The 23017-nt window shown below is 50.7% G+C and carries 22 protein-coding genes; 18 read left to right on the top strand and 4 right to left on the bottom strand.

Going from position 1 to position 23017, the window contains the following annotated elements:
- The first annotated feature begins 104 nt into the window (after positions 1 to 104).
- The 10 genes from rsmG to HV346_RS23180 all read left to right on the top strand — a co-directional run bounded on the left by rsmG (position 105) and on the right by HV346_RS23180 (position 8222).
- Positions 105 to 728, top strand: coding sequence for a 16S rRNA (guanine(527)-N(7))-methyltransferase RsmG (rsmG, locus tag HV346_RS23135; RefSeq protein WP_181623863.1), 624 nt, complete (start codon positions 105 to 107; stop codon positions 726 to 728).
- Between the two features lie 616 nt (positions 729 to 1344).
- A complete protein-coding gene (gene atpI / locus HV346_RS23140) occupies positions 1345 to 1725 on the top strand; it encodes a F0F1 ATP synthase subunit I (protein WP_181621584.1) in 381 nt (126 codons plus the stop codon).
- Positions 1726 to 1733: 8 nt separating this feature from the next.
- Positions 1734 to 2549: a F0F1 ATP synthase subunit A gene (atpB, locus tag HV346_RS23145; protein WP_181621585.1), complete on the top strand. Its 816-nt coding sequence runs from the start codon at positions 1734 to 1736 to the stop codon at positions 2547 to 2549.
- A 49-nt stretch (positions 2550 to 2598) separates the two neighbouring features.
- The gene (atpE, locus tag HV346_RS23150; RefSeq protein ID WP_000429386.1) at positions 2599 to 2838 is read left to right on the top strand and encodes a F0F1 ATP synthase subunit C; all 240 of its coding nucleotides are present in this window, start codon (positions 2599 to 2601) and stop codon (positions 2836 to 2838) included.
- 47 nt (positions 2839 to 2885) lie between these two features.
- Positions 2886 to 3356, top strand: a complete 471-nt coding sequence (gene atpF, locus HV346_RS23155; RefSeq protein WP_014072436.1) for a F0F1 ATP synthase subunit B — start codon at positions 2886 to 2888, stop codon at positions 3354 to 3356.
- A gap of 14 nt (positions 3357 to 3370) precedes the next feature.
- Entirely contained in the window at positions 3371 to 3904 is a 534-nt protein-coding gene (gene atpH / locus HV346_RS23160; protein ID WP_181621586.1) for a F0F1 ATP synthase subunit delta, read from the top strand.
- A gap of 12 nt (positions 3905 to 3916) precedes the next feature.
- Complete coding sequence (atpA, locus tag HV346_RS23165) at positions 3917 to 5458, top strand: F0F1 ATP synthase subunit alpha (protein WP_181621587.1); 1542 nt, start codon at positions 3917 to 3919, stop codon at positions 5456 to 5458.
- Between the two features lie 51 nt (positions 5459 to 5509).
- Positions 5510 to 6373, top strand: coding sequence for a F0F1 ATP synthase subunit gamma (atpG, locus tag HV346_RS23170; RefSeq protein WP_181621588.1), 864 nt, complete (start codon positions 5510 to 5512; stop codon positions 6371 to 6373).
- Between the two features lie 26 nt (positions 6374 to 6399).
- Positions 6400 to 7782, top strand: a complete 1383-nt coding sequence (gene atpD / locus HV346_RS23175; RefSeq protein WP_181621590.1) for a F0F1 ATP synthase subunit beta — start codon at positions 6400 to 6402, stop codon at positions 7780 to 7782.
- A 20-nt stretch (positions 7783 to 7802) separates the two neighbouring features.
- Positions 7803 to 8222 carry a F0F1 ATP synthase subunit epsilon gene (locus tag HV346_RS23180; protein WP_006177560.1) on the top strand — a complete coding sequence of 140 codons (420 nt, stop codon included), beginning with the start codon at positions 7803 to 7805 and terminating at the stop codon, positions 8220 to 8222.
- 334 nt (positions 8223 to 8556) lie between these two features.
- Here the strand turns inward: HV346_RS23180 and HV346_RS23185 are convergent, their stop codons facing one another.
- Entirely contained in the window at positions 8557 to 10668 is a 2112-nt protein-coding gene (locus tag HV346_RS23185; RefSeq protein ID WP_181621592.1) for a right-handed parallel beta-helix repeat-containing protein, read from the bottom strand.
- Between the two features lie 344 nt (positions 10669 to 11012).
- On the opposite strand from HV346_RS23185, the gene glmU reads away from it, so the two are divergent.
- The 7 genes from glmU (at position 11013) to phoU (ending at position 19315) form a co-directional block, all read left to right on the top strand.
- Complete coding sequence (gene glmU, locus HV346_RS23190) at positions 11013 to 12383, top strand: bifunctional UDP-N-acetylglucosamine diphosphorylase/glucosamine-1-phosphate N-acetyltransferase GlmU (RefSeq protein WP_181621593.1); 1371 nt, start codon at positions 11013 to 11015, stop codon at positions 12381 to 12383.
- Positions 12384 to 12619: 236 nt separating this feature from the next.
- Complete coding sequence (gene glmS, locus HV346_RS23195) at positions 12620 to 14449, top strand: glutamine--fructose-6-phosphate transaminase (isomerizing) (RefSeq protein WP_181621595.1); 1830 nt, start codon at positions 12620 to 12622, stop codon at positions 14447 to 14449.
- Positions 14450 to 14771: 322 nt separating this feature from the next.
- Positions 14772 to 15812 carry a phosphate ABC transporter substrate-binding protein PstS gene (pstS, locus tag HV346_RS23200; protein ID WP_181621596.1) on the top strand — a complete coding sequence of 347 codons (1041 nt, stop codon included), beginning with the start codon at positions 14772 to 14774 and terminating at the stop codon, positions 15810 to 15812.
- An 80-nt stretch (positions 15813 to 15892) separates the two neighbouring features.
- Positions 15893 to 16852, top strand: a complete 960-nt coding sequence (pstC, locus tag HV346_RS23205) for a phosphate ABC transporter permease PstC (RefSeq protein ID WP_181621597.1) — start codon at positions 15893 to 15895, stop codon at positions 16850 to 16852.
- Complete coding sequence (gene pstA, locus HV346_RS23210) at positions 16852 to 17742, top strand: phosphate ABC transporter permease PstA (protein ID WP_181621598.1); 891 nt, start codon at positions 16852 to 16854, stop codon at positions 17740 to 17742. The genes pstC and pstA overlap by 1 nt, the downstream gene beginning before the upstream one ends.
- A 47-nt stretch (positions 17743 to 17789) precedes the next feature.
- Positions 17790 to 18563 (top strand): phosphate ABC transporter ATP-binding protein PstB, encoded by a 774-nt coding sequence (gene pstB / locus HV346_RS23215; RefSeq protein WP_181621599.1) that lies wholly within the window; start codon positions 17790 to 17792, stop codon positions 18561 to 18563.
- A gap of 26 nt (positions 18564 to 18589) precedes the next feature.
- Entirely contained in the window at positions 18590 to 19315 is a 726-nt protein-coding gene (gene phoU, locus HV346_RS23220) for a phosphate signaling complex protein PhoU (RefSeq protein ID WP_008500182.1), read from the top strand.
- A gap of 71 nt (positions 19316 to 19386) precedes the next feature.
- On the opposite strand, the gene yieH is transcribed toward phoU, so the two are convergent.
- On the bottom strand, positions 19387 to 20052 hold the full coding sequence (gene yieH / locus HV346_RS23225; RefSeq protein ID WP_181621600.1) for a 6-phosphogluconate phosphatase: 666 nt from the start codon (positions 20050 to 20052) through the stop codon (positions 19387 to 19389).
- Between the two features lie 166 nt (positions 20053 to 20218).
- Here yieH and adeP point away from each other — a divergent pair, with 166 nt between their 5' ends.
- A complete protein-coding gene (gene adeP / locus HV346_RS23230) occupies positions 20219 to 21556 on the top strand; it encodes an adenine permease AdeP (protein WP_181623864.1) in 1338 nt (445 codons plus the stop codon).
- 93 nt (positions 21557 to 21649) lie between these two features.
- On the opposite strand, the gene HV346_RS23235 is transcribed toward adeP, so the two are convergent.
- Positions 21650 to 22216: an NADPH-dependent FMN reductase gene (locus HV346_RS23235; RefSeq protein ID WP_181621601.1), complete on the bottom strand. Its 567-nt coding sequence runs from the start codon at positions 22214 to 22216 to the stop codon at positions 21650 to 21652.
- A 35-nt stretch (positions 22217 to 22251) separates the two neighbouring features.
- Positions 22252 to 22998 (bottom strand): phosphopantetheinyl transferase, encoded by a 747-nt coding sequence (locus HV346_RS23240; RefSeq protein ID WP_181621602.1) that lies wholly within the window; start codon positions 22996 to 22998, stop codon positions 22252 to 22254.
- Between the last annotated feature and the right edge of the window lie 19 nt (positions 22999 to 23017).

Below are 23017 nucleotides of genomic sequence, written 5' to 3' on the forward strand. Positions count from 1 at the left end.
CTCGTGTTTTCGGCGAGTGACGCTCAGCGATCTCACCCTACAATTTCATAGGCCCGGTAAGTGTTAGCACCACCGGGCAAATTATGTCTAAACAGGTATTCACCGTGCTCAATAAACTTTCTCGTCTGCTCGATGAAGCAGGTATTTCGCTCACCGATCACCAGAAAACGCAATTGGTGGCCTATGTCGATATGCTGAACAAATGGAATAAAGCGTACAACCTGACGTCCGTACGTGACCCCAACGAGATGCTGATTCGCCATATTCTCGATAGCATCGTGGTTGCCCCTTATCTTAATGGTCAGCGCTTTATCGATGTTGGCACAGGTCCTGGCCTGCCGGGTATCCCGTTGTCTATTGTTCGTCCCGAGAGCCATTTCACACTGCTCGATAGCCTGGGGAAACGTGTTCGCTTTTTGCGTCAGGTTCAGCATGAGCTGAAACTTGAGAATATTACGCCAGTGCAAAGCAGGGTAGAGGTGTTTCCGGCAGAGCCACCATTCGACGGTGTCATCAGCCGCGCTTTTGCATCTCTTACCGATATGGTGAGCTGGTGTAAGCATTTACCAGCAGATAATGGCCGCTTTTATGCGTTGAAAGGGCAGGTTCCTGGCGAGGAAATTGATCAGCTTCCTGGCGGTTTTACCGTCGAATCTGTTGAGAAATTACATATTCCTAAGCTCGACGGTGAGCGCCATCTGGTGATTATTAAGCCAAACAATTTTTAAATATTTAATAAAAAATGTGGAATTCGTGCTGTTCTTATTGTGTTAAAAATCAGCATCGGGATAAGTAGTTTACCGAGGTTATTTTAACCATATTGTTACCGCGGGTTTTCTTGGGATTAACCTTGATTCCACTGTTACCCAAGACGATAGTCAACTGCGAAAATATCAGCCTGCTAAAAGTGGGGCGCGGTAACAAGATAGGAATGTTAAATTTTTATTAAGAATGTCAATAAAAGGTTTTTGTTGTATACAGGGCTGTTTTGAAAAAAGTTACTATAATTTATCTTTAATATCATAAAGATGAAATAAACCGATTTACTGCTTTGATAAATACAACCTTATCGTAAATGTGTATTTTGTGATCTCGTGCACGCTTTATAGTCAACGTTTCCGCGCTGTTTGCAGTTTTACTGGAAGGTCGGCACTTTAGCGAAAAGTTAAAAAATAGCGGTGGGGAAAAATATTTAAACATTTATTCACCTTTTCGCTACTTAATGTTTGAAATCACGGGGGCGCACCGTATAATTTGTCCGCTTTTTGATGCTTGACTCCGAGCCTTAAAGGACGTTTTATACGACACGCGACATACCTCGAAGGGAGCAGGAGTAAAAACGTGATGTCTGTGTCGCTCTTGAGTCGAAACGTTGCTCGTAAGCTTCTGTTCATTCAGTTTCTGGCGGTGATAGCAAGTGGATTGCTGTTCTGCCTCAAAGACCCCTTCTGGGGCGTTTCCGCAGTGTGCGGAGGTTTGGCGGTTATGTTGCCAAACACGTTGTTTATGATTTTTGCCTGGCGTCATCAGGCGCATACACCAGCCAAAGGCCGCGTGGCCTGGTCCTTCGCCCTCGGTGAAGTGTGTAAGGTGTTGCTAACCTTTGCCCTCCTGGTGGTGGCGCTGGCCGTTTTTAACGTGGTATTTTTGCCACTGATAGCAACATGGGTTTTGGTGCTGGTGGTACAAGTTCTGGCTCCAGCTGTAATCAACAACAAAGGGTAAAAGGCATCATGGCTTCAGAAAATATGACGCCGCAGGATTACATAGGTCACCATCTGACGAACCTTCAGATTGACCTGCGTACATTCTCGCTGGTGGATCCGCATAACGCCCCGGCCACCTTCTGGACGCTCAACATCGACTCCATGTTCTTCTCGGTGGTGTTGGGTCTGTTGTTCCTGGCCATGTTCCGTAGCGTTGCTAAAAAAGCAACTAGCGGCGTACCAGGGAAATTCCAGACTGCAATCGAGTTGGTTATCGGTTTCGTGAATGGCAGCGTTAAAGACATGTACCACGGCAAGAGCAAACTGATTGCTCCGCTGGCGTTGACGGTCTTCGTCTGGGTATTCCTGATGAACCTGATGGACCTGTTGCCTATCGATTTACTGCCGTTTATCGGTGAAAAAGTATTAGGCCTTCCTGCTCTGCGCGTGGTTCCGTCTGCTGACGTGAACATCACCCTGTCGATGGCGCTGGGCGTGTTCATCCTGATTCTTTTCTACAGTATCAAAATGAAAGGCGTAAGCGGCTTCGTGAAAGAGCTTACCTTGCAGCCGTTCAATCACTGGGCGTTCATTCCGGTCAACCTGATTCTGGAAGGCGTGAGCCTGCTGTCCAAACCAGTATCACTTGGTCTGCGACTGTTCGGTAACATGTATGCGGGTGAGCTGATTTTCATTCTGATCGCGGGTCTTCTGCCGTGGTGGTCACAGTGGGTTCTGAATGTGCCATGGGCCATTTTCCACATCCTGATCATTACGCTGCAAGCCTTTATCTTCATGGTTCTGACGATCGTCTATCTGTCGATGGCGTCTGAAGAGCACTGATTCTTTACCAACACTACTACGTTTTAATTGAAACAAACTGGAGACTGTCATGGAAAACCTGAATATGGATCTGCTGTACATGGCTGCCGCTGTGATGATGGGTCTGGCGGCTATCGGTGCTGCGATCGGTATCGGCATCCTCGGGGGTAAATTCCTGGAAGGCGCAGCGCGTCAACCGGATCTGATTCCTCTGCTGCGTACTCAGTTCTTTATCGTTATGGGTCTGGTGGATGCAATCCCAATGATCGCTGTAGGTCTGGGTCTGTACGTGATGTTTGCTGTCGCGTAGTAGTAGTTTAAAACCCTAAGCCACAGAAATTTAAGAGGTATTGTGCTGTGAACATGAACGCAACAATCCTCGGCCAGGCCATCGCGTTTATTCTCTTTGTCTGGTTCTGCATGAAGTATGTATGGCCGCCTTTAATGGCTGCCATCGAAAAACGTCAGAAAGAAATTGCTGACGGCCTGGCTTCTGCAGAACGTGCTAAGAAAGATTTGGACCTTGCACAGGCCAACGCGACAGACCAGCTGAAAAAAGCGAAAGCGGAAGCTCAGGTTATCATTGAACAGGCTAACAAACGCCGTTCTCAGATCCTGGACGAAGCGAAAGCTGAAGCAGAACAGGAACGCACTAAGATCGTGACACAAGCTCAGGCTGAAATTGATGCTGAGCGTAAACGTGCTCGTGAAGAACTGCGTAAGCAGGTTGCGATTCTGGCTGTTGCTGGCGCCGAGAAGATCATCGAACGTTCCGTGGATGAAGCTGCTAACAGCGACATCGTGGACAAACTTGTCGCTGAACTGTAAGGAGGGAGGGGCTGATGTCTGAATTTGTTACGGTAGCTCGCCCCTACGCCAAAGCAGCTTTTGACTTTGCTGTCGAACACCAAAATGTCGATCGCTGGCAGAATATGCTGGCGTTTGCGGCTGAGGTTACGAAAAACGAACAAATGGCTGAGATGCTCTCAGGTGCTTTAGCGCCAGAAACCCTCGCCGCGTCGTTTATCGCCGTTTGTGGTGAGCAACTGGATACCAATGGCCAGAACCTGATTCAGGTTATGGCTGAAAATGGTCGTCTACGAGTGCTCCCTGATGTTCTTGAGCAGTTTGAGCACTTACGTGCCCTTAGTGAAGCTACCGCAGAAGTTGAAGTAACTTCTGCGACTGAACTGAGTGAAGAACAGCTTGCGAAAATCACTGCCGCGATGGAAAAACGTCTGTCACGCAAAGTTAAGCTGAATTGCAAAATCGATAAGTCTGTAATGGCAGGCGTAATCATCCGTGCGGGTGATATGGTCATTGATGGCAGCGTACGCGGCCGTCTTGAGCGCCTTGCAGACGTCTTGCAGTCTTAAGGGGACTGGAGCATGCAACTGAATTCCACCGAAATCAGCGAACTGATCAAGCAGCGCATTGCTCAGTTCAATGTTGTGAGCGAAGCTCATAACGAAGGTACTATTGTTTCTGTAAGTGACGGTGTTATCCGCATCCACGGCCTGGCCGATTGTATGCAGGGTGAGATGATCTCCCTACCGGGTAACCGTTACGCTATCGCACTGAACCTGGAGCGCGACTCCGTAGGTGCAGTTGTGATGGGTCCGTACGCTGACCTTGCCGAAGGCATGAAGGTTAAATGTACTGGCCGTATTCTGGAAGTTCCGGTTGGCCGTGGCCTGCTGGGTCGCGTTGTTAACACCCTGGGTGCGCCAATCGACGGTAAAGGTCCGGTTGAGCACGATGGCTTCTCTCCAATCGAAGTTATCGCCCCTGGCGTTATCGAACGTCAATCCGTTGATCAGCCTGTACAGACTGGTTATAAGTCCGTTGATGCCATGATCCCAATCGGTCGTGGTCAGCGTGAACTGATCATCGGTGACCGTCAGACCGGTAAAACCGCAATGGCTATCGATGCCATCATTAACCAGCGCGACTCTGGTATCAAATGTGTGTACGTGGCTATCGGCCAAAAAGCGTCCACCATTTCCAACGTTGTTCGTAAGCTGGAAGAGCACGGTGCGCTGTCTAACACGATCGTTGTGGTTGCAACTGCTTCTGAATCTGCTGCACTGCAATACCTGGCTCCGTATGCAGGTTGCGCGATGGGCGAATACTTCCGTGACCGTGGTGAAGATGCACTGATCGTATACGATGACCTGTCTAAACAGGCTGTTGCTTATCGTCAGGTTTCCCTGTTGCTCCGTCGTCCACCTGGACGTGAAGCATTCCCGGGCGACGTATTCTATCTCCACTCTCGTCTGCTGGAGCGCGCATCTCGCGTTAACGCTGAATACGTTGAAGCTTTCACCAAAGGTGAAGTGAAAGGTAAAACCGGTTCCCTGACCGCTCTGCCGATTATCGAAACCCAGGCGGGTGACGTTTCTGCGTTCGTTCCGACTAACGTAATTTCCATTACCGACGGTCAGATCTTCCTGGAAACCAACCTGTTTAACTCCGGTATTCGTCCGGCAGTTAACCCAGGTATCTCCGTATCTCGTGTTGGTGGCGCAGCTCAGACCAAGATCATCAAGAAACTGTCCGGTGGTATCCGTACCGCTCTGGCACAGTATCGTGAATTGGCTGCGTTCTCTCAGTTCGCGTCTGATCTGGATGAAGCAACCCGTAAACAGCTGAGCCATGGTCAGAAAGTGACCGAGCTGCTGAAACAGAAACAGTATGCCCCTATGTCTGTTGCACAACAGGGCCTGGTGCTGTTCGCGGCTGAACGTGGTTACCTCGAAGATGTGGAACTGGCGAAAATCGGTAGCTTCGAAGCCGCTCTGCTGGCTTACGTTGACCGTGATCACGCTCCGCTGATGCAAGAGATCAACCAGACCGGTGGCTATAACGACGAAATCGAAGGCAAGCTGAAAGCTATCCTCGATTCCTTCAAAGCAACCCAGTCCTGGTAATCGTCCGACGGCTTGTCTCAGGACAAGCCGTCTGGCATTGAGGAGAAGCTCATGGCCGGCGCAAAAGAGATACGTAGTAAGATCGCAAGCGTCCAGAACACGCAGAAGATCACTAAAGCGATGGAGATGGTCGCCGCTTCCAAAATGCGTAAATCGCAGGATCGCATGGCGGCCAGCCGTCCTTATGCAGATACCATGCGCAAAGTGATTGGTCACCTTGCGAACGGTAATCTGGAATATAAGCATCCTTACCTGGAAGAACGCGACGTTAAGCGCGTGGGCTACCTGGTGGTGTCTACCGACCGTGGTCTGTGCGGTGGCTTGAACATTAACCTGTTCAAAAAGCTGCTGGCGGAAATGAAAGTCTGGTCCGATAAAGGCGTTCAGAGCGATATCGCAATGATCGGCTCTAAGGGTGTTTCTTTCTTTAATTCCGTGGGTGGCAATATTGTTGCCCAGGTGACGGGTATGGGTGATAACCCATCCCTGTCCGAACTGATCGGCCCGGTTAAAGTGATGTTGCAGGCCTATGATGAAGGCCGTCTGGACAGGCTGTACGTTGTCAGCAACAAATTTATTAACACCATGTCTCAGTCTCCAACCCTGACTCAGTTGCTGCCTTTACCGGCATCAGAAGATGAAGAGTTGAAACAAAAAGCCTGGGATTACCTGTATGAACCCGATCCGAAACCGCTGCTGGATACCTTGCTGCGTCGTTACGTTGAATCACAGGTTTATCAGGGCGTGGTAGAAAACCTGGCCAGCGAGCAGGCCGCACGTATGGTGGCGATGAAAGCCGCGACCGACAATGGCGGCAGCCTGATTAAAGAGCTGCAGTTGGTATACAACAAAGCTCGTCAGGCCAGCATTACTCAGGAACTCACCGAGATCGTCGGTGGTGCATCCGCGGTATAACCAGGTTAATTCGTAGAGGATTCAAGATGGCTACTGGAAAAATTGTCCAGGTAATCGGCGCCGTGGTTGACGTCGAATTCCCTCAGGATGCCGTACCGCGCGTGTACGATGCTCTTGAGGTTAAGAATGGTAACGAGAGCCTGGTGCTGGAAGTTCAGCAGCAGCTCGGTGGTGGTATCGTGCGTACTATCGCCATGGGTTCTTCCGACGGTCTGCGTCGTGGTCTGGAAGTTAAAGACCTCGAACACCCGATCGAAGTCCCGGTAGGTAAAGCTACACTGGGTCGTATCATGAACGTATTGGGTCACCCAATCGACATGAAAGGCGACATCGGTGAAGAAGAGCGTTGGGCTATCCACCGCGCAGCACCGTCCTACGAAGAGCTGTCCAGCTCTCAGGAGCTGCTGGAAACCGGCATCAAAGTTATCGACCTGATGTGTCCGTTCGCTAAGGGCGGTAAAGTCGGTCTGTTTGGTGGTGCGGGTGTTGGTAAAACCGTAAACATGATGGAGCTGATCCGTAACATCGCGATCGAACACTCCGGTTATTCTGTGTTTGCAGGTGTGGGTGAGCGTACTCGTGAGGGTAACGACTTCTACCACGAAATGACCGACTCCAACGTTCTGGATAAAGTATCCCTGGTTTATGGCCAGATGAACGAGCCACCAGGAAACCGTCTGCGCGTTGCGCTGACCGGTCTGACTATGGCTGAGAAGTTCCGTGACGAAGGTCGTGACGTACTGCTGTTCGTTGATAACATCTATCGTTATACCCTGGCAGGTACTGAAGTATCAGCACTGCTGGGTCGTATGCCTTCAGCGGTAGGTTATCAGCCGACTCTGGCGGAAGAGATGGGTGTTCTTCAGGAACGTATCACCTCCACCAAAACCGGTTCTATCACCTCCGTTCAGGCGGTATACGTACCTGCGGATGACTTGACTGACCCATCACCAGCAACCACCTTTGCGCACCTTGATGCAACCGTGGTACTGAGCCGTCAGATCGCGTCTCTGGGTATCTACCCAGCCGTTGACCCGCTGGACTCCACCAGCCGTCAGCTGGATCCACTGGTTGTTGGTCAGGAACACTACGACACCGCGCGTGGCGTACAGTCTCTGTTGCAACGTTACCAGGAACTGAAAGACATCATCGCTATCCTCGGTATGGATGAGCTGTCTGAAGAAGATAAACTGGTGGTGGCACGTGCGCGTAAGATCCAGCGCTTCCTGTCCCAGCCATTCTTCGTTGCGGAAGTATTCACCGGTTCTCCAGGTAAATACGTTTCCCTGAAAGACACCATCCGTGGCTTTAAAGGCATCATGGAAGGCGAATACGATCACCTGCCAGAGCAGGCGTTCTACATGGTTGGTTCCATCGACGAAGCCGTGGAAAAAGCCAAAAAACTTTAACGCCTTAATCGGAGGGTGATATGGCAATGACTTACCACCTGGACGTCGTCAGTGCAGAGCAACAAATGTTCTCTGGTCTGGTCGAGAAAATCCAGGTAACGGGTAGTGAAGGTGAACTGGGTATTTTCCCGGGTCACGCCCCGCTGCTCACCGCCATTAAGCCTGGTATGATCCGCATCGTAAAACAGTTCGGTCATGAAGAGTTTATCTATCTGTCCGGCGGCATTCTTGAAGTGCAGCCAGGCAGTGTGACCGTTCTGGCCGATACTGCTATTCGTGGCCAGGATCTCGACGAAGCGCGAGCCCTGGAATCGAAGCGTAAGGCAGAAGAGCATATTAGTAGCTCTCACGGCGACGTGGATTACGCTCAGGCGTCTGCGGAGCTGGCCAAAGCGATCGCGAAACTGCGCGTTATCGAGTTGACCAAAAAAGCGATGTAACACCGGCTTGAAAAGCAAAAAGCCAGTCTGGTTTCCAGGCTGGCTTTTTTTATGGTGTTGTTCCAGAAAAAATGAAACTGAAAAAGTGTTTTATTATTTTGTGATGTTTATCACAAAAATGTTGATCGGTTAAAAAATGAGGCGTAGACTTCTTTTTTGTGAGGTACATCACAAATTAACGTCAATAACTCAGGATGCCATCATGAAACTGGTCAACAAAATCATCGCCCTCTTCAGCAGCATGAACGTCTCTTTCGGCACGTTTAACCACTAATACGCTGAACGCCGAGTGGCGCTAGGCTTACCGTCTTGTGATAAGCAAAGCGCCATCAGGCTACATCTTCAGTTCTGCCATAACCGCTTCACTATTCAGTAATTCACCCGCCTGATTCGCACTTTTCCCCTTCTCAATAAAGTAATTGGTTCCATCAATATTCCCCACGACCGCATCGTCATATTTACCGGGCTGCGTCCGTATTGATTTGTTGCCTGTGAAGATCCCTTGAGTGGAAGCATCGCCGTACGGGCTTGGCCGGAAAATGAAGTTAAAGCGAAGATTATCTATTGCGATGTTATTCGCGACTTTTAGTGCGCCCGGGTTGAAGTTGTCCGTAAAACCATCCAGATGATTCCCGATAGCTTTGCTGTTAAGGACTTCATGGGCGACAGGTTGCCCTTCTCCACCGAGTTTAAAGCCATTGCTGGTGTTGTTACGGGCAATGGAGTTCTTGATTACCACGACACCATTTGCACCATCTTCAATCTTGTTGAAAAGATCAAAACCATCATCAATGTTGTCGTGTGAATAACAATTTTCCAGTCGATTACCGTCTCCAACCCGCATTTTGACCGCAAAACCATCCGCGTTAATTTTTCCCGGATCTTCATTGGCATAAGATTCCGAATTGATAATCTGGTTATCCCTGGCCCAAAGTGGACGACCTATGTTCTCGGGGGATGAAATCTGGATCCCTGTATCGTCATTATGATAGGCCGTTACGTTTTCGATCAGATTATGGCTGCCCTGAATACGTAGACTTTTTCCTGTGATATCAATCCCCTTGATATGCCAGTAACTCGCATCCACCAGCAATCCATTGATAACGGCTTTACCATCGGCTTGCAGTGTTTTCAACTTGCTGGCATTGCCACTCGCTGTAAGAGGAATGTCGCTACGCGGATAATTCCCCGCTTGCAGAATGATGGTTCCACCAGGAGGAAGCAGGCTGATGGCTGTGGTTAAATCCAGTGGAGAGTTGAGAGTCCCTTTACCATCGGCTTTTCCGTCAGGCGTTACATAGAACGTTGTTGCCGTTATATCTGTCTGTTTTTCAACGCTGAAATCCTGAGTGACAGGGGTGTTATCCTTTGTGCTGGTGGGCGTAAAGGTGAGACGGAAGTTATTTTTTTCATTGAGCGTGGTGGGTAAGGTATACATCTCTCCGGCATTCACCGATTTATCGTTACCGATCACCACTTCATTTTGCTGAACGCTGAAAACCCCGTCATAGTTTGCCCGAGCCTGCACCAGGTACTGCGCGGATGTACTTTTACTTGCTGAAGCGAGCTGGACGAGCACGGGGATGGCTTTTGCCTGCCAGGGTTTGGATGCTTCTGTTTTAGCAACCGATGTGGTCAGGGACGCATCCGTTACGGTTATTTTTGCATTGCGGGAAGCAAAGAAACCAACGTAGTAGCTGTTTTTATGTTGCACGGAAATTAGATCGGCGCGAGGTACATGCTGGCTCACCCAGGCGTCACTGTCTGCGGGGGCCCAGGCCGTGATAAAACCGTCATTTGTGCGTTCCAGTTTTAAACGGAATGCAGGAGTCTGGTTGATATCAACCTCTTCTTTATAGCTCTGCTTTTTAACCGCTGCCCCTGCATTTCCCCAGGGTTGTGAGATCCCCTCGCGCGTTATGGCCTGCAGTTTTACCCGGTTATGATCTTTTTTATCCTGCGTCATGATGGCATTCATCACCATGTTTGATGCCGCCGGAAACTCTTCATAACCCTCTTTCAGCGGTTGCTGACGTGGAACACCGATAATATCGCGCACGAGAAGGCCAGCACCTTCCTGAGCAGCTGGTTTTGCCCCATTCTCAGGTCCAAACTGGTCAACTCTGACGGTAGCCTGAAGAATAAAATTATCTTTGGCTGGAAGTTCGGTATAGAAAAAGGTTAACCCATCGTGTGAGTTAGCAATCTTACCGCCGCGGCTTTCAAGCGTAATGGCTTTTGATAAATCGGCAGTATCCTGTTGCGTAAGCGTTTTTCCGTCGATAGTGACATCGTTAACGCCAATTTTGGCAGGTAATACGTTGGAGGAAAAATTCACGTCCGTTGACTGCCCGAAGGCAATGGCTTTCCAGACATGCGTGGGTTCTGCTGCAGTCGAAGCTAAAGGTGCGCACATCATCAAGGCCAGAGGTATTTTATAGTTCATCTTATTCTCCTGAGTAATAACTGAGCGTCATTATCATCAAGATGAAACGGTGTTTCTTTTTTGTTCGTCACAATATTCAATTATTAAAACCATGTTTTGATTTTGACCGATCTTTATTCATGAGGCGAAAAAATCGCTAAGCTGTTGTGAGCGTTAGTGACTTACCCTGAGAATGGGATTTTCCAGAGAAAAAGTGATTTATTCGGTCTTAAAAAGTATCCTCAAAGAGCCCGTAACGCCCTGGGTTGAGCGTTTTAGCACCATTCCATTTTATGGCGCAAAATATGTAGAATTTTCAACGTCAAAGGGTTTTACTTCTCACTCAAATTACAGTCAGGACGCGTATGTTGAACAATACGATGAGCGTGGTCATCCTTGCCGCAGGCAAAGGAACCCGCATGTATTCCGATCTTCCGAAGGTGCTGCACACCCTTGCCGGGAAAGCGATGGTGCAGCATGTTATTGATGCTGCAAATGAATTGGGTGCGCGCCACGTCAATCTGGTTTACGGTCACGGCGGAGAATTGCTGAAGCAAACGCTGCGTGATGACAATCTCAACTGGGTACTTCAGGCTGAACAGCTCGGTACAGGTCATGCGATGCAGCAGGCCGCGCCATTCTTCGCGGATGACGAAGACATTCTGATGCTCTACGGCGATGTCCCGCTGATCTCTGTCGAAACCTTGACTCGCCTGCGTGACGCAAAACCGCAGGGTGGCATCGGTTTATTAACCGTGAATCTGGATGATCCCAGTGGTTACGGTCGTATCACCCGTGAAAACGGTAAAGTGACAGGTATTGTTGAGCATAAAGATGCCAGCGATGCACAGCGACAAATCCAGGAAATTAACACCGGTATCCTGATTGCCAATGGCGCAGATATGAAGCGCTGGCTGTCAAAGCTGACTAACAACAATGCACAGGGTGAGTACTATATCACCGACATTATTGCGATGGCGTATCAGGAAGGACGTGAGATCGCTGCAGTACATCCGACACGTATTAGCGAAACTGAAGGGGTGAATAACCGCCTTCAGCTTTCCCGTTTGGAGCGCGTTTATCAGTCCGAACAGGCAGAAAAATTGCTGCTGGCTGGCGTTATGCTGCGCGATCCGGCGCGTTTTGATCTGCGCGGAACGTTGTCTCATGGGCGTGATGTTGAGATTGATACTAACGTTATCGTTGAAGGCAACGTTACCCTGGGTCATCGCGTCAAAATTGGTACGGGCTGCGTGATCAAAAACAGCGTGATTGGTGATGATTGTGAAATCAGCCCGTATAGCGTTGTGGAAGATGCCCATCTGGAGTCCGCCTGTACGATTGGCCCATTTGCACGCCTTCGTCCTGGTGCTGAGCTACTGGAAGGTGCTCACGTGGGTAACTTTGTCGAAATGAAAAAGGCGCGTCTGGGTAAGGGCTCCAAAGCCGGTCATTTGACCTATCTGGGCGATGCGGAAATTGGCGACAACGTGAATATTGGTGCAGGTACGATTACCTGTAACTACGACGGTGCGAATAAGTTTAAAACCATTATTGGGGACGATGTGTTTGTCGGTTCCGACACGCAACTGGTGGCCCCCGTTACCGTTGGCAAAGGTGTCACCATTGCTGCTGGTACGACTGTAACGCGTGACGTTGCGGACAACGAGCTGGTACTGAGCCGTGTGCCGCAGGTCCATAAGCAGGGTTGGAAACGCCCGGTGAAGAAGAAGTAGTCGATTTGTTCCTCACCTTAACTCTCCCCTTGGGGGAGCGGATATTTCGGTGCGGTGTTTTTCTCCCTCGCCCCTTTGGGGAGAGGGCTGGGGTGAGGGGATAATATAATCCTCCCCCCACCAGCAGTACCCATAAAGATAACCCCCACTCTCTACAAGGCTCGGGGGGCCCGGAAACGGGTAAATACAGGTCAGCGACAACGCATGGCATAACGCCATTATCAGGAAATCTAACTATGTGTGGAATTGTTGGCGCAGTTGCGCAGCGTGATATTGCTGAAATCCTTCTCGAAGGTTTACGTCGTCTGGAATACCGTGGCTACGACTCTGCCGGTCTGGCGGTTGTTGATGCAGAAGGTCATATGACTCGTCTGCGTCGTCTCGGTAAAGTACAAATACTGGCACAAGCAGCAGAAGAACATCCGCTGCATGGTGGCACAGGTATTGCTCACACCCGCTGGGCTACGCATGGCGAACCATCCGAAGGTAATGCGCACCCGCATGTGTCTGAACACATCGTGGTCGTACATAACGGCATTATCGAAAACCACGAACCGCTGCGCGAAGAACTGAAAGCACGCGGCTATACCTTTGTTTCCGAAACCGACACCGAAGTAATTGCTCACCTGGTTCACTGGGAGCTGGAGCAGGGCGGTACGCTGCGTGATGCGGTACTACGTGCTATCCCACAGCTGCGTGGTGCATACGGTACGGTGATCATGGATTCCCGCGATCCGAGCACTCTTTTGGCGGCCCGTTCAGGTAGCCCAATGGTTATCGGTATGGGGGTGGGGGAAAACTTTATTGCCTCCGACCAGCTGGCTCTGCTGCCCGTTACTCGCCGCTTTATCTTCCTGGAAGAGGGTGATATGGCGGAAGTAACGCGTCGCTCAGTGGAGATCTTTGATAAGTCAGGTTCTCCGGTAAAACGCCAGGAGATCGAATCGAATCTGCAATATGACGCGGGCGACAAAGGCGCTTACCGTCACTACATGCAGAAAGAGATTTACGAACAACCTAACGCGATCAAAAACACCCTGAGTGGACGTATCAGCCATGGTCAGATTGATCTGAGTGAGTTGGGGGCAAATGCCAACGAACTGCTCTCGAAAGTTGAGCATATTCAGATTGTGGCCTGTGGTACGTCTTACAACTCGGGCATGGTTTCCCGTTACTGGTTTGAAGCGCTGGCGGATGTGCCGTGCGATGTCGAAATCGCCTCTGAATTCCGCTATCGCAAATCAGCTGTGCGTCGTAACAGCCTGATGATCACCCTTTCCCAGTCTGGTGAAACAGCGGATACCCTGGCGGCATTGCGTCTGTCCAAAGAGCTGGGTTATCTCGGTTCGCTGGCGATTTGTAACGTACCGAGCTCCTCTCTGGTGCGTGAATCCGATCTGGCGCTGATGACCAATGCAGGCACTGAAATTGGTGTGGCATCGACTAAAGCGTTTACCACTCAGTTAACCGTTCTGCTGATGCTGGTGGCGAAATTGTCGCGCCTGAAAGGGCTGGACGCGTCCATTGAGCATGACATTGTTCACGGTCTTCAGGCGCTGCCGAGCCGTATTGAGCAGATGTTGTCGCAGGATAAACGTATTGAAGCACTGGCTGAAGATTTCTCTGACAAACACCACGCATTGTTCCTGGGGCGTGGCGATCAGTATCCTATCGCGCTGGAAGGCGCGCTGAAGCTGAAAGAGATCTCGTATATTCACGCTGAAGCTTATGCGGCAGGCGAGCTGAAACACGGCCCTCTGGCGCTGATTGATGCGGATATGCCGGTCATCGTTGTTGCACCGAACAACGAACTGCTGGAAAAACTGAAGTCCAACATCGAAGAAGTTCGTGCCCGTGGCGGCCAGCTGTATGTCTTCGCCGATCAGGATGCCGGTTTTGTCAGTAACGACAATATGCACATCATTGAGATGCCGCATGTGGAAGAGGTGATTGCACCAATCTTCTACACCGTTCCATTGCAGTTACTGGCTTATCACGTCGCGCTGATCAAGGGCACAGACGTTGACCAGCCACGTAACCTGGCGAAATCAGTAACAGTAGAATAATCACGACAGGCTCCACCTTCGGGTGGGGCTTTTTTACCCACTCCGGCTTGTTTTTAATCAACTCTTCCTCGCTTTTATTTATGACAATCTGTCATATTCAGCTACTTTTTTTAGTGTCACGGAAAGAAAATATTTCTGAAAACGTACTGTCATGTTTGTGGTTAACGTGATGATTATTAATGCTTATTTTGGAGAATCCTAAGTGGGATTTTCAATGTCATAAAACTGTCATATTTCGTACATTTATCTGTCACCTGTTTGTCCTATTTTGCTCATCGTAGCCACTTAAACAATGATTTACGAAATCCTTGCAGGAGACATTATGAAAGTTATGCGTACCACTGTCGCAACTGTTGTCGCCGCGACCTTATCTCTGAGCGCTTTCTCTGTATTCGCAGAAGCAAGCCTGACTGGCGCTGGTGCAACCTTCCCTGCGCCGGTGTATGCCAAATGGGCAGATACCTACCAGAAAGAAACCGGTAACAAGGTGAACTATCAGGGTATTGGCTCCTCCGGTGGTGTTAAACAAATTACCGCTAACACGGTCGATTTCGGTGCGTCAGATGCTCCACTGTCTGATGAGAAACTGGCTCAGGAAGGCCTGTTCCAGTTCCCAACCGTTATTGGGGGTGTGGTTCTGGCGATCAACCTGCCAGGCGTGAAGTCTGGTGAGCTGGTGCTGGATGGCAAAACGCTGGGTGATATCTACCTCGGCAAAATCAAAAAATGGGATGACGAAGCGATTGCTAAACTCAACCCAGGCCTGAAACTGCCAGCGCAGAACATCGCTGTCGTTCGTCGTGCAGACGGTTCCGGCACATCTTTCGTTTTCACCAGCTACCTGGCGAAAGTGAACGAAGAGTGGAAATCTAAAATTGGTTCTGGCTCTACCGTTAACTGGCCGACTGGTCTGGGCGGTAAAGGTAACGACGGTATCGCCGCGTTTGTACAGCGCCTGCCTGGCTCTATCGGTTACGTAGAATACGCTTACGCTAAGCAAAACAACCTGGCTTACACCAAGCTGTTGTCTGCTGACGGTAAAGCGGTAAGCCCAACCGAAGAGAACTTTGCGAATGCAGCCAAAGGCGCTGACTGGAGCAAATCCTTCGCTCAGGATCTGACTAACCAGAAAGGCGAAGGTGCGTGGCCAATTACGTCCACGACCTTCATCCTGGTTCACAAAGATCAGAAGAAACCAGAGCAGGGTACTGAAGTGCTGAAGTTCTTCGACTGGGCATACAAAAATGGCGGAAAACAGGCTAATGACCTGGATTACGCAAGCCTGCCTGATAGCGTGGTTGAGCAGATTCGTGCTGCATGGAAAACCAACGTGAAAGACAGCAGCGGTAAAGCGCTGTACTAACAAGATATTTTTGACGAAGATGGCGGGTGGCGTGAGCTAACCCGCCAATATTCGTGAAACGTCTAACAGAAGAGTGATTTATGGCTGCAACCAAGCCTGCATTTAACCCTCCGGGTAAAAAAGGTGACATGATTTTCAGCGCGCTGGTAAGACTGGCTGCGCTGATTGTGCTATTGCTGCTGGGCGGCATTATCGTGTCTCTGATTTTCTCCTCCTGGCCGAGCATCCAGAAATTTGGTTTCTCCTTCCTGTGGACCAAAGAGTGGGATGCACCAAACGATATTTATGGTGCACTTGTGCCGATTTACGGCACGCTGGTGACCTCGTTCATCGCCTTGCTGATCGCCGTACCGGTGAGTTTTGGTATCGCGTTGTTCCTGACGGAGCTTGCGCCAAACTGGCTGAAGCGTCCTTTGGGTATCGCCATTGAATTGCTGGCCGCTATTCCAAGTATCGTTTACGGCATGTGGGGCCTGTTTATCTTCGCCCCGCTGTTTGCGACCTATTTCCAGGAGCCTGTCGGCAATGTGTTGTCAGCAGTTCCGATTGTCGGCTCGTTGTTCTCTGGTCCGGCGTTTGGTATCGGTATTCTGGCAGCCGGTGTGATCCTCGCCATTATGATTATTCCGTACATTGCGGCCGTTATGCGCGATGTTTTCGAACAAACTCCGGTGATGATGAAAGAGTCGGCCTACGGCATCGGCTGTACCACCTGGGAAGTGATCTGGCGTATTGTCCTTCCGTTCACCAAAAATGGTGTCATCGGTGGCGTTATGTTGGGCTTAGGCCGTGCGCTGGGTGAAACCATGGCGGTGACCTTTATCATTGGTAATACCTACCAGCTCGACAGCGCATCGTTGTTCATGCCAGGTAACAGTATTACGTCTGCACTGGCGAATGAATTTGCTGAAGCAGAATCAGGGCTTCATGTTGCTGCTCTGATGGAATTGGGTCTGATTCTGTTTGTGATCACCTTTATCGTGCTGGCCATTTCGAAAGTTATGGTTATGCGTCTGGCGAAAAATGAGGGGGCACGCTAATGGCGACTCTCGAAATGCAAAGCACCGCAGAGCTGGCGGAATCTCGCCGTAAAATGCAGGCTAAGCGCCGCTTTAAAAACCGTATCGCGCTGACGCTTTCCATGGGAACCATGGCATTTGGTTTGTTCTGGTTAGTGTGGATCCTGTTCTCAACGGTTGTACGTGGTATCGATGGGATGTCCCTGGCGCTGTTCACCGAGATGACGCCTCCACCTAACACGGCGGGAGGTGGTCTGGCGAACGCCCTTGCCGGTAGTGGTCTGTTGATCCTGTGGGCCACGGTATTTGGTACGCCGCTTGGCATTATGGCGGGCATTTACCTGGCGGAGTATGGCCGTAAATCCTGGCTTGCAGAAGTGATTCGCTTTATTAACGATATCTTGCTCTCTGCGCCATCAATTGTGGTCGGCCTGTTTGTTTACACCATTGTCGTGGCTCAGATGGAGCATTTCTCCGGCTGGGCAGGCGTGATTGCGCTGGCACTACTGCAGATCCCGATTGTGATTCGTACCACCGAAAACATGCTGAAACTCGTGCCTGATAGTCTTCGTGAAGCGGCTTATGCTCTGGGTACGCCGAAATGGAAAATGATCTCCGCCATTACGCTGAAAGCATCAATCTCCGGGATCATGACCGGTATTCTGCTCGCGGTTGCGCGTATTGCGGGTGAAACGGCTCCGCTGCTGTTTACGTCGCTCTCCAACCAGTTCTGGAGCACGGATATGATGCAGCCGATTGCTAACCTGCCGGTAACCATATTTAAATTTGCGATGAGTCCATTCGCAGAGTGGCAACAACTGGCCTGGGCCGGGGTGTTGATTATTACCCTTTGCGTACTGTTGTTGAACATTCTGGCGCGCGTGATTTTCGCGAAGAAGAAACACGGTTAATTTTTTACGGCGCGGCACATCGCGGCGTCGAATGAGGAAATGAGTCAATGAGTATGGTTGATACTGCCCCGGGTAAAATTCAGGTTCGTGATTTGAACTTCTACTACGGTAAATTCCATGCCCTGAAGAATATCAACCTGGATATCGCAAAGAACCAGGTCACGGCATTTATCGGTCCGTCTGGCTGTGGAAAATCCACGTTGCTGCGTACCTTTAATAAGATGTATTCGCTCTATCCAGAGCAGCGTGCAGAAGGTGAAATTATCCTTGATGGCGACAACATCCTGACCAATACCCAGGATATTGCCCTGCTGCGTGCGAAAGTGGGCATGGTATTCCAGAAGCCGACGCCATTCCCGATGTCGATTTATGACAACATCGCCTTTGGTGTTCGCCTGTTCGAGAAACTCTCTCGTGCCGATATGGACGAGCGTGTGCAGTGGGCTTTGACCAAAGCCGCATTATGGAACGAAACTAAAGATAAGTTGCATCAGAGTGGGTACTCTCTGTCCGGGGGTCAGCAGCAGCGTCTGTGCATTGCGCGCGGTATCGCGATTCGCCCGGAAGTGTTGCTGCTGGATGAGCCGTGTTCAGCGCTGGATCCGATCTCAACCGGTCGTATTGAAGAGCTGATCACCGAACTGAAGCAGGATTACACCGTGGTTATCGTGACCCACAACATGCAGCAGGCTGCGCGTTGTTCCGATCACACGGCGTTTATGTATCTGGGTGAGTTGATTGAGTTCAGCAATACGGACGACCTGTTCACCAAGCCCGCGAAGAAACAAACTGAAGATTATATTACTGGCCGCTACGGTTGATTTGCCTTAGTGCATGTGGAGAAACCATGGACAACCTCAATCTTAATAAACACATTTCCGGCCAGTTTAACGCAGAGCTGGAAAGCATCCGCACCCAGGTGATGACCATGGGTGGCATGGTCGAGCAGCAGCTGTCTGATGCGATTACCGCGATGCACAACCAGGATAGCGAACTGGCGAAGCGCGTCATTGAAGGCGACAAAAACGTCAACATGATGGAAGTCGCGATCGATGAAGCCTGCGTGCGCATTATCGCGAAACGTCAGCCGACGGCGAGCGACCTGCGTCTGGTGATGGCGATCATCAAAACGATTGCTGAACTGGAACGTATTGGTGATGTTGCAGATAAAATCTGTCGCACTGCGCTGGAGAAGTTCTCTCAACAGCACCAGCCGCTGCTGGTGAGTCTGGAGTCGCTGGGTCGCCACACTGTGCAGATGCTGCATGACGTGCTGGACGCTTTTGCGCGTATGGATCTGGATGAAGCGGTTCGTATTTACCGTGAAGACAAGAAAGTCGACCAGGAATATGAAGGTATTGTGCGTCAGCTGATGACTTACATGATGGAAGATTCACGAACCATTCCAAGTGTACTGACCGCGCTGTTCTGCGCTCGCTCTATCGAGCGTATTGGCGACCGTTGCCAGAACATCTGCGAGTACATTTTCTACTTCGTGAAGGGACAGGATTTCCGTCATGTTGGCGGCGATGAGCTGGATAAGCTGCTGGCGGGTAAAGACCCGAAAGAGTAATCGTTGCGGCGGGTGATTCGCCTGACAAACCTGTAGGCCGGATAGCCATCGCGCTATCCGGCTTTGTTTTTTCAACGCGTAATATTCCACCCGCGAGCCTTCCACAACTCAGGCAACTGAGCCAGCTCGGTAAAGGTCGTCACTTTGGGATGAACGATCGGTTTGTTATGCGGATCGGCGCAAAAATAGAACACCTCCATCCCCGCATCGATGCCCGACTGCGCGCCAGCTGAAGAATCATCTACCAGAATGCAGTTCTCGACGTTCACATTCATGGCTTTTGCCGCATGGAACATTAATGCCGGATCGGGTTTCCAGCGCTGAATATCGTAACCGCTGAACAATTTCTCCGGGAAGTGATGCAACATCTCCAGCTTGCCCAGTGAGTGCTGCATTTTGCTGACCGGTCCGTTGGAGACCACGCACATGGGGACGGTCATCGAATCCAGAAGCGCATTGGCTCCCGCAATGACCTCCAGTTCGGAATCGAAAAGGCGTGCGACCTCGGCGCGGTACACAGGTTCCAGCTCTGTTTTTGCGAGGCTGACGCCGTGTTCATCATTAATAATGTCGATGATCTCGTATAGCTTCACGCCTTTAAAGCGTTTGAACACCTCTTCGAGATCGAGTGCGATGCCAAATTCCTGGAACATGGCAACATACGCGCGGGAACAAATGACCTCACTGTCGACAAGCGTACCGTCGCAGTCGAAAAATACCGCCTCAATTCCGGACATGCCTTTCCCTTTTCACAAGTTTATCGTTTACGTACTGCGGTTTTGCGAGACGCAATCGTTGCCGTATAAGAAAAATCAATGAAAAAAAGTATCTCGCAACCGCCCCTATTGTCGCATTTTGGTATAGGATAGCGACGAATTTTCCCTCCTTGTTCGGAAATTGATGATGAGTCAACAACACACTACCCAGACATCTGGTCAGGGTTTGCTTGAGCGCGTGTTCAAACTGCGCGAGCACGGCACAACGGCACGCACCGAAGTGATCGCCGGTTTCACCACCTTCCTGACGATGGTGTATATCGTTTTTGTTAACCCGCAAATTCTGGGCGTTGCTGGCATGGATACCAGCGCCGTCTTCGTCACCACCTGTCTGATTGCGGCACTGGGCAGTATTCTGATGGGTATCTTTGCGAACCTGCCAGTCGCGCTTGCACCTGCGATGGGTCTGAATGCATTCTTCGCGTTTGTTGTGGTTCAGGCGATGGGCCTGCCGTGGCAAGTGGGGATGGGCGCTATTTTCTGGGGCGCTATTGGCCTGTTGTTGCTGACCATTTTCCGTGTTCGCTACTGGATGATTGCCAATATTCCGGTGAGCCTGCGTGTGGGGATCACCAGTGGTATTGGCCTGTTCATCGGTATGATGGGTCTGAAAAACGCCGGTGTTATTGTTGCGAACCCAGAAACGCTGGTTAGCATCGGTCATCTGACCTCTCATAGCGTTCTGCTGGGCGTGTTGGGCTTCTTTATCATTGCGATCCTGGCATCCCGCAACATTCATGCGGCTGTGCTGGTGTCTATTGTTGTCACCACGTTGCTGGGCTGGATGATGGGTGATGTTCACTATAACGGTATTGTCTCTGCGCCACCGAGTGTCTCAACCGTGATTGGTCACGTTGATCTTGCCGGTTCGCTGAACCTTGGGCTGGCTGGGGTGATCTTCTCCTTCATGCTGGTAAACCTGTTTGACTCCTCTGGTACGCTGATCGGCGTGACGGATAAAGCAGGTCTGGCAGACGAAAAAGGCAAGTTCCCGCGCATGAAGCAGGCGCTGTTTGTGGACAGTATCTCTTCTGTTGCCGGTTCCTTTATCGGTACATCTTCTGTTACCGCTTACATTGAATCCTCTTCTGGCGTTTCTGTCGGGGGCCGTACCGGCCTGACCGCGGTCGTCGTCGGTATTCTGTTCCTGCTGGTGATTTTCCTCTCTCCACTGGCTGGGATGGTTCCACCGTATGCGGCGGCAGGTGCGCTGATTTATGTGGGTGTGCTGATGACGTCCAGCCTGTCACGTGTGAAGTGGGATGACTTAACCGAAGCCGTTCCGGCGTTTATTACTGCCGTGATGATGCCGTTTAGTTTCTCCATCACCGAAGGTATCGCACTGGGCTTTATCTCTTACTGCGTAATGAAGATCGGTACGGGCCGTTTCCGTGACCTCAGCCCATGCGTCATTATCGTTGCTCTGCTGTTTGTGCTGAAGATTGTGTTTATTGATGCACACTAAGATGCAGAAGATGGTGTCAGGTGGTGCTTCGCTTACCTGACCGATGAACGCAGTTCCCTCTCCCGGCGGGAGAGGGTTAGGGTGAAGGCAAAATTACGCTTTCACCCGCTTAATGTAATCCCCAAATGCAGTCAGCTGGCCAGAGAGATGGTCACGTGTGCTCTGATCCACCACTTCACCCGTTTGCGGGTCGACTTTATTCTGAATCATGCCACCCATAAATTCCGGCTTGTTCATCACCATTGCATCCAGGAACACCAGAATCTGGCGCAGGTGATATTGGCAGCGTGCACCGCCAATCGCCCCCATGGAGCTGGTTTGAATCAGAACCGGTTTACCTGACAAAGGTTGTTCCGGTAAACGGGATAGCCAGTCGATGGCATTCTTCAGGCCACCAGGAACGGAGTAGTTATACTCCGGCGTCACAATGACCACGCCATCGGCCTGACGAATTTGCTCTGCCAGAGCTTCTACGCTCTGCGGGAAACCCTCTTCCTGCTGAACATCGGCATCGTACAGCGGGATCTCACCAATAGAAGGCAGTGCTGAGATATCCATTCCTGCCGGTGCGAGGCTCGGCAGCGTGCGGGCAACCATCCCATTAAACGAACCTTTGCGCAGGCTTCCCAGTAACGTAACAACTTTCAACGTATCAGACATGATTACTCCTTTTCATCATGATGGCCCTGGACGGGTCAGTTAAGGGTAAGTGCTTTTTCTGCTGGTAAACTGGTGAGTCTCATTAAACGTGCGGCAGGCTCATTGGCGCGCGCCGGGACATCAGGAAGGCTATGCCATCCACGATGGCTGTCGAATTCCCAAATCTTCAGACGCTCAATGGCGGGGGTAACGGCAATTGACCAGATCAGGACATCTTCAGCGTCGCTGAGTGCTTCAACCAGAGCCGCTTGTGAGGCGCGTAAACGGCCTGAACCGGGCAGTAACTGGAGCAGACTCGCATCATCAGCGGCACAGCCTGAGAGTTTGCGGATGCTTTGGCGCAATGTAATGAGTTGTGCCCGTGCTTCGTTGGGATCGTTTTGATTACGTACCCACAGTTTTTCGTTGCTGGACAGAGGGTACGCGTCATGGGCGGTGGAACCATGGAAACCGCGCGTTGCGCGCTGGAGTTCCATATCCAGTCCGCAGTCGCCTTCCGTCGTCAGGGCTACGCCAACAATATTGCCCGTGTAGGCGATTGAAAAATGAGGGAGCTCAGGGTCAGCAAAGACCGGTCGGCCTTCTGGTTGGGTGATCATGTCCGGCAGCTCGCTCGTGCCATACAGCATAAACAACAGCTCAGCGAGGAGTGCTCTGGAGGCTAAAAATCGCGTCCGGCGATATTCAGGCAGTTTGCGGGCTTCATCATGACAGGCCGGTGAAACCCTGACCGGCTCGAGGTGTCCTTCAGTCAGTATCCCTCTAGCAAAGTGCGTTGCCATTTTTCTCTCCATGATAATG

The organism is Enterobacter sp. RHBSTW-00994 (assembly GCF_013782625.1).
In the GTDB taxonomy this organism is placed as follows: Bacteria; Pseudomonadota; Gammaproteobacteria; order Enterobacterales; family Enterobacteriaceae; genus Enterobacter.

Coding starts and splice junctions, on each gene's coding strand:
- atpI (WP_181621584.1), top strand. CDS start 1,345: ATGTCTGTGTCGCTCTTGAGTCGAAACGTTGCTCGTAAGCTTCTGTTC.
- atpB (WP_181621585.1), top strand. CDS start 1,734: ATGGCTTCAGAAAATATGACGCCGCAGGATTACATAGGTCACCATCTG.
- atpE (WP_000429386.1), top strand. CDS start 2,599: ATGGAAAACCTGAATATGGATCTGCTGTACATGGCTGCCGCTGTGATG.
- atpH (WP_181621586.1), top strand. CDS start 3,371: ATGTCTGAATTTGTTACGGTAGCTCGCCCCTACGCCAAAGCAGCTTTT.
- atpA (WP_181621587.1), top strand. CDS start 3,917: ATGCAACTGAATTCCACCGAAATCAGCGAACTGATCAAGCAGCGCATT.
- atpG (WP_181621588.1), top strand. CDS start 5,510: ATGGCCGGCGCAAAAGAGATACGTAGTAAGATCGCAAGCGTCCAGAAC.
- atpD (WP_181621590.1), top strand. CDS start 6,400: ATGGCTACTGGAAAAATTGTCCAGGTAATCGGCGCCGTGGTTGACGTC.
- HV346_RS23180 (WP_006177560.1), top strand. CDS start 7,803: ATGGCAATGACTTACCACCTGGACGTCGTCAGTGCAGAGCAACAAATG.
- HV346_RS23185 (WP_181621592.1), bottom strand. CDS start 10,668: ATGAACTATAAAATACCTCTGGCCTTGATGATGTGCGCACCTTTAGCT.
- glmU (WP_181621593.1), top strand. CDS start 11,013: ATGTTGAACAATACGATGAGCGTGGTCATCCTTGCCGCAGGCAAAGGA.
- glmS (WP_181621595.1), top strand. CDS start 12,620: ATGTGTGGAATTGTTGGCGCAGTTGCGCAGCGTGATATTGCTGAAATC.
- pstS (WP_181621596.1), top strand. CDS start 14,772: ATGAAAGTTATGCGTACCACTGTCGCAACTGTTGTCGCCGCGACCTTA.
- pstC (WP_181621597.1), top strand. CDS start 15,893: ATGGCTGCAACCAAGCCTGCATTTAACCCTCCGGGTAAAAAAGGTGAC.
- pstA (WP_181621598.1), top strand. CDS start 16,852: ATGGCGACTCTCGAAATGCAAAGCACCGCAGAGCTGGCGGAATCTCGC.
- pstB (WP_181621599.1), top strand. CDS start 17,790: ATGAGTATGGTTGATACTGCCCCGGGTAAAATTCAGGTTCGTGATTTG.
- phoU (WP_008500182.1), top strand. CDS start 18,590: ATGGACAACCTCAATCTTAATAAACACATTTCCGGCCAGTTTAACGCA.
- yieH (WP_181621600.1), bottom strand. CDS start 20,052: ATGTCCGGAATTGAGGCGGTATTTTTCGACTGCGACGGTACGCTTGTC.
- adeP (WP_181623864.1), top strand. CDS start 20,219: ATGAGTCAACAACACACTACCCAGACATCTGGTCAGGGTTTGCTTGAG.
- HV346_RS23235 (WP_181621601.1), bottom strand. CDS start 22,216: ATGTCTGATACGTTGAAAGTTGTTACGTTACTGGGAAGCCTGCGCAAA.
- HV346_RS23240 (WP_181621602.1), bottom strand. CDS start 22,998: ATGGCAACGCACTTTGCTAGAGGGATACTGACTGAAGGACACCTCGAG.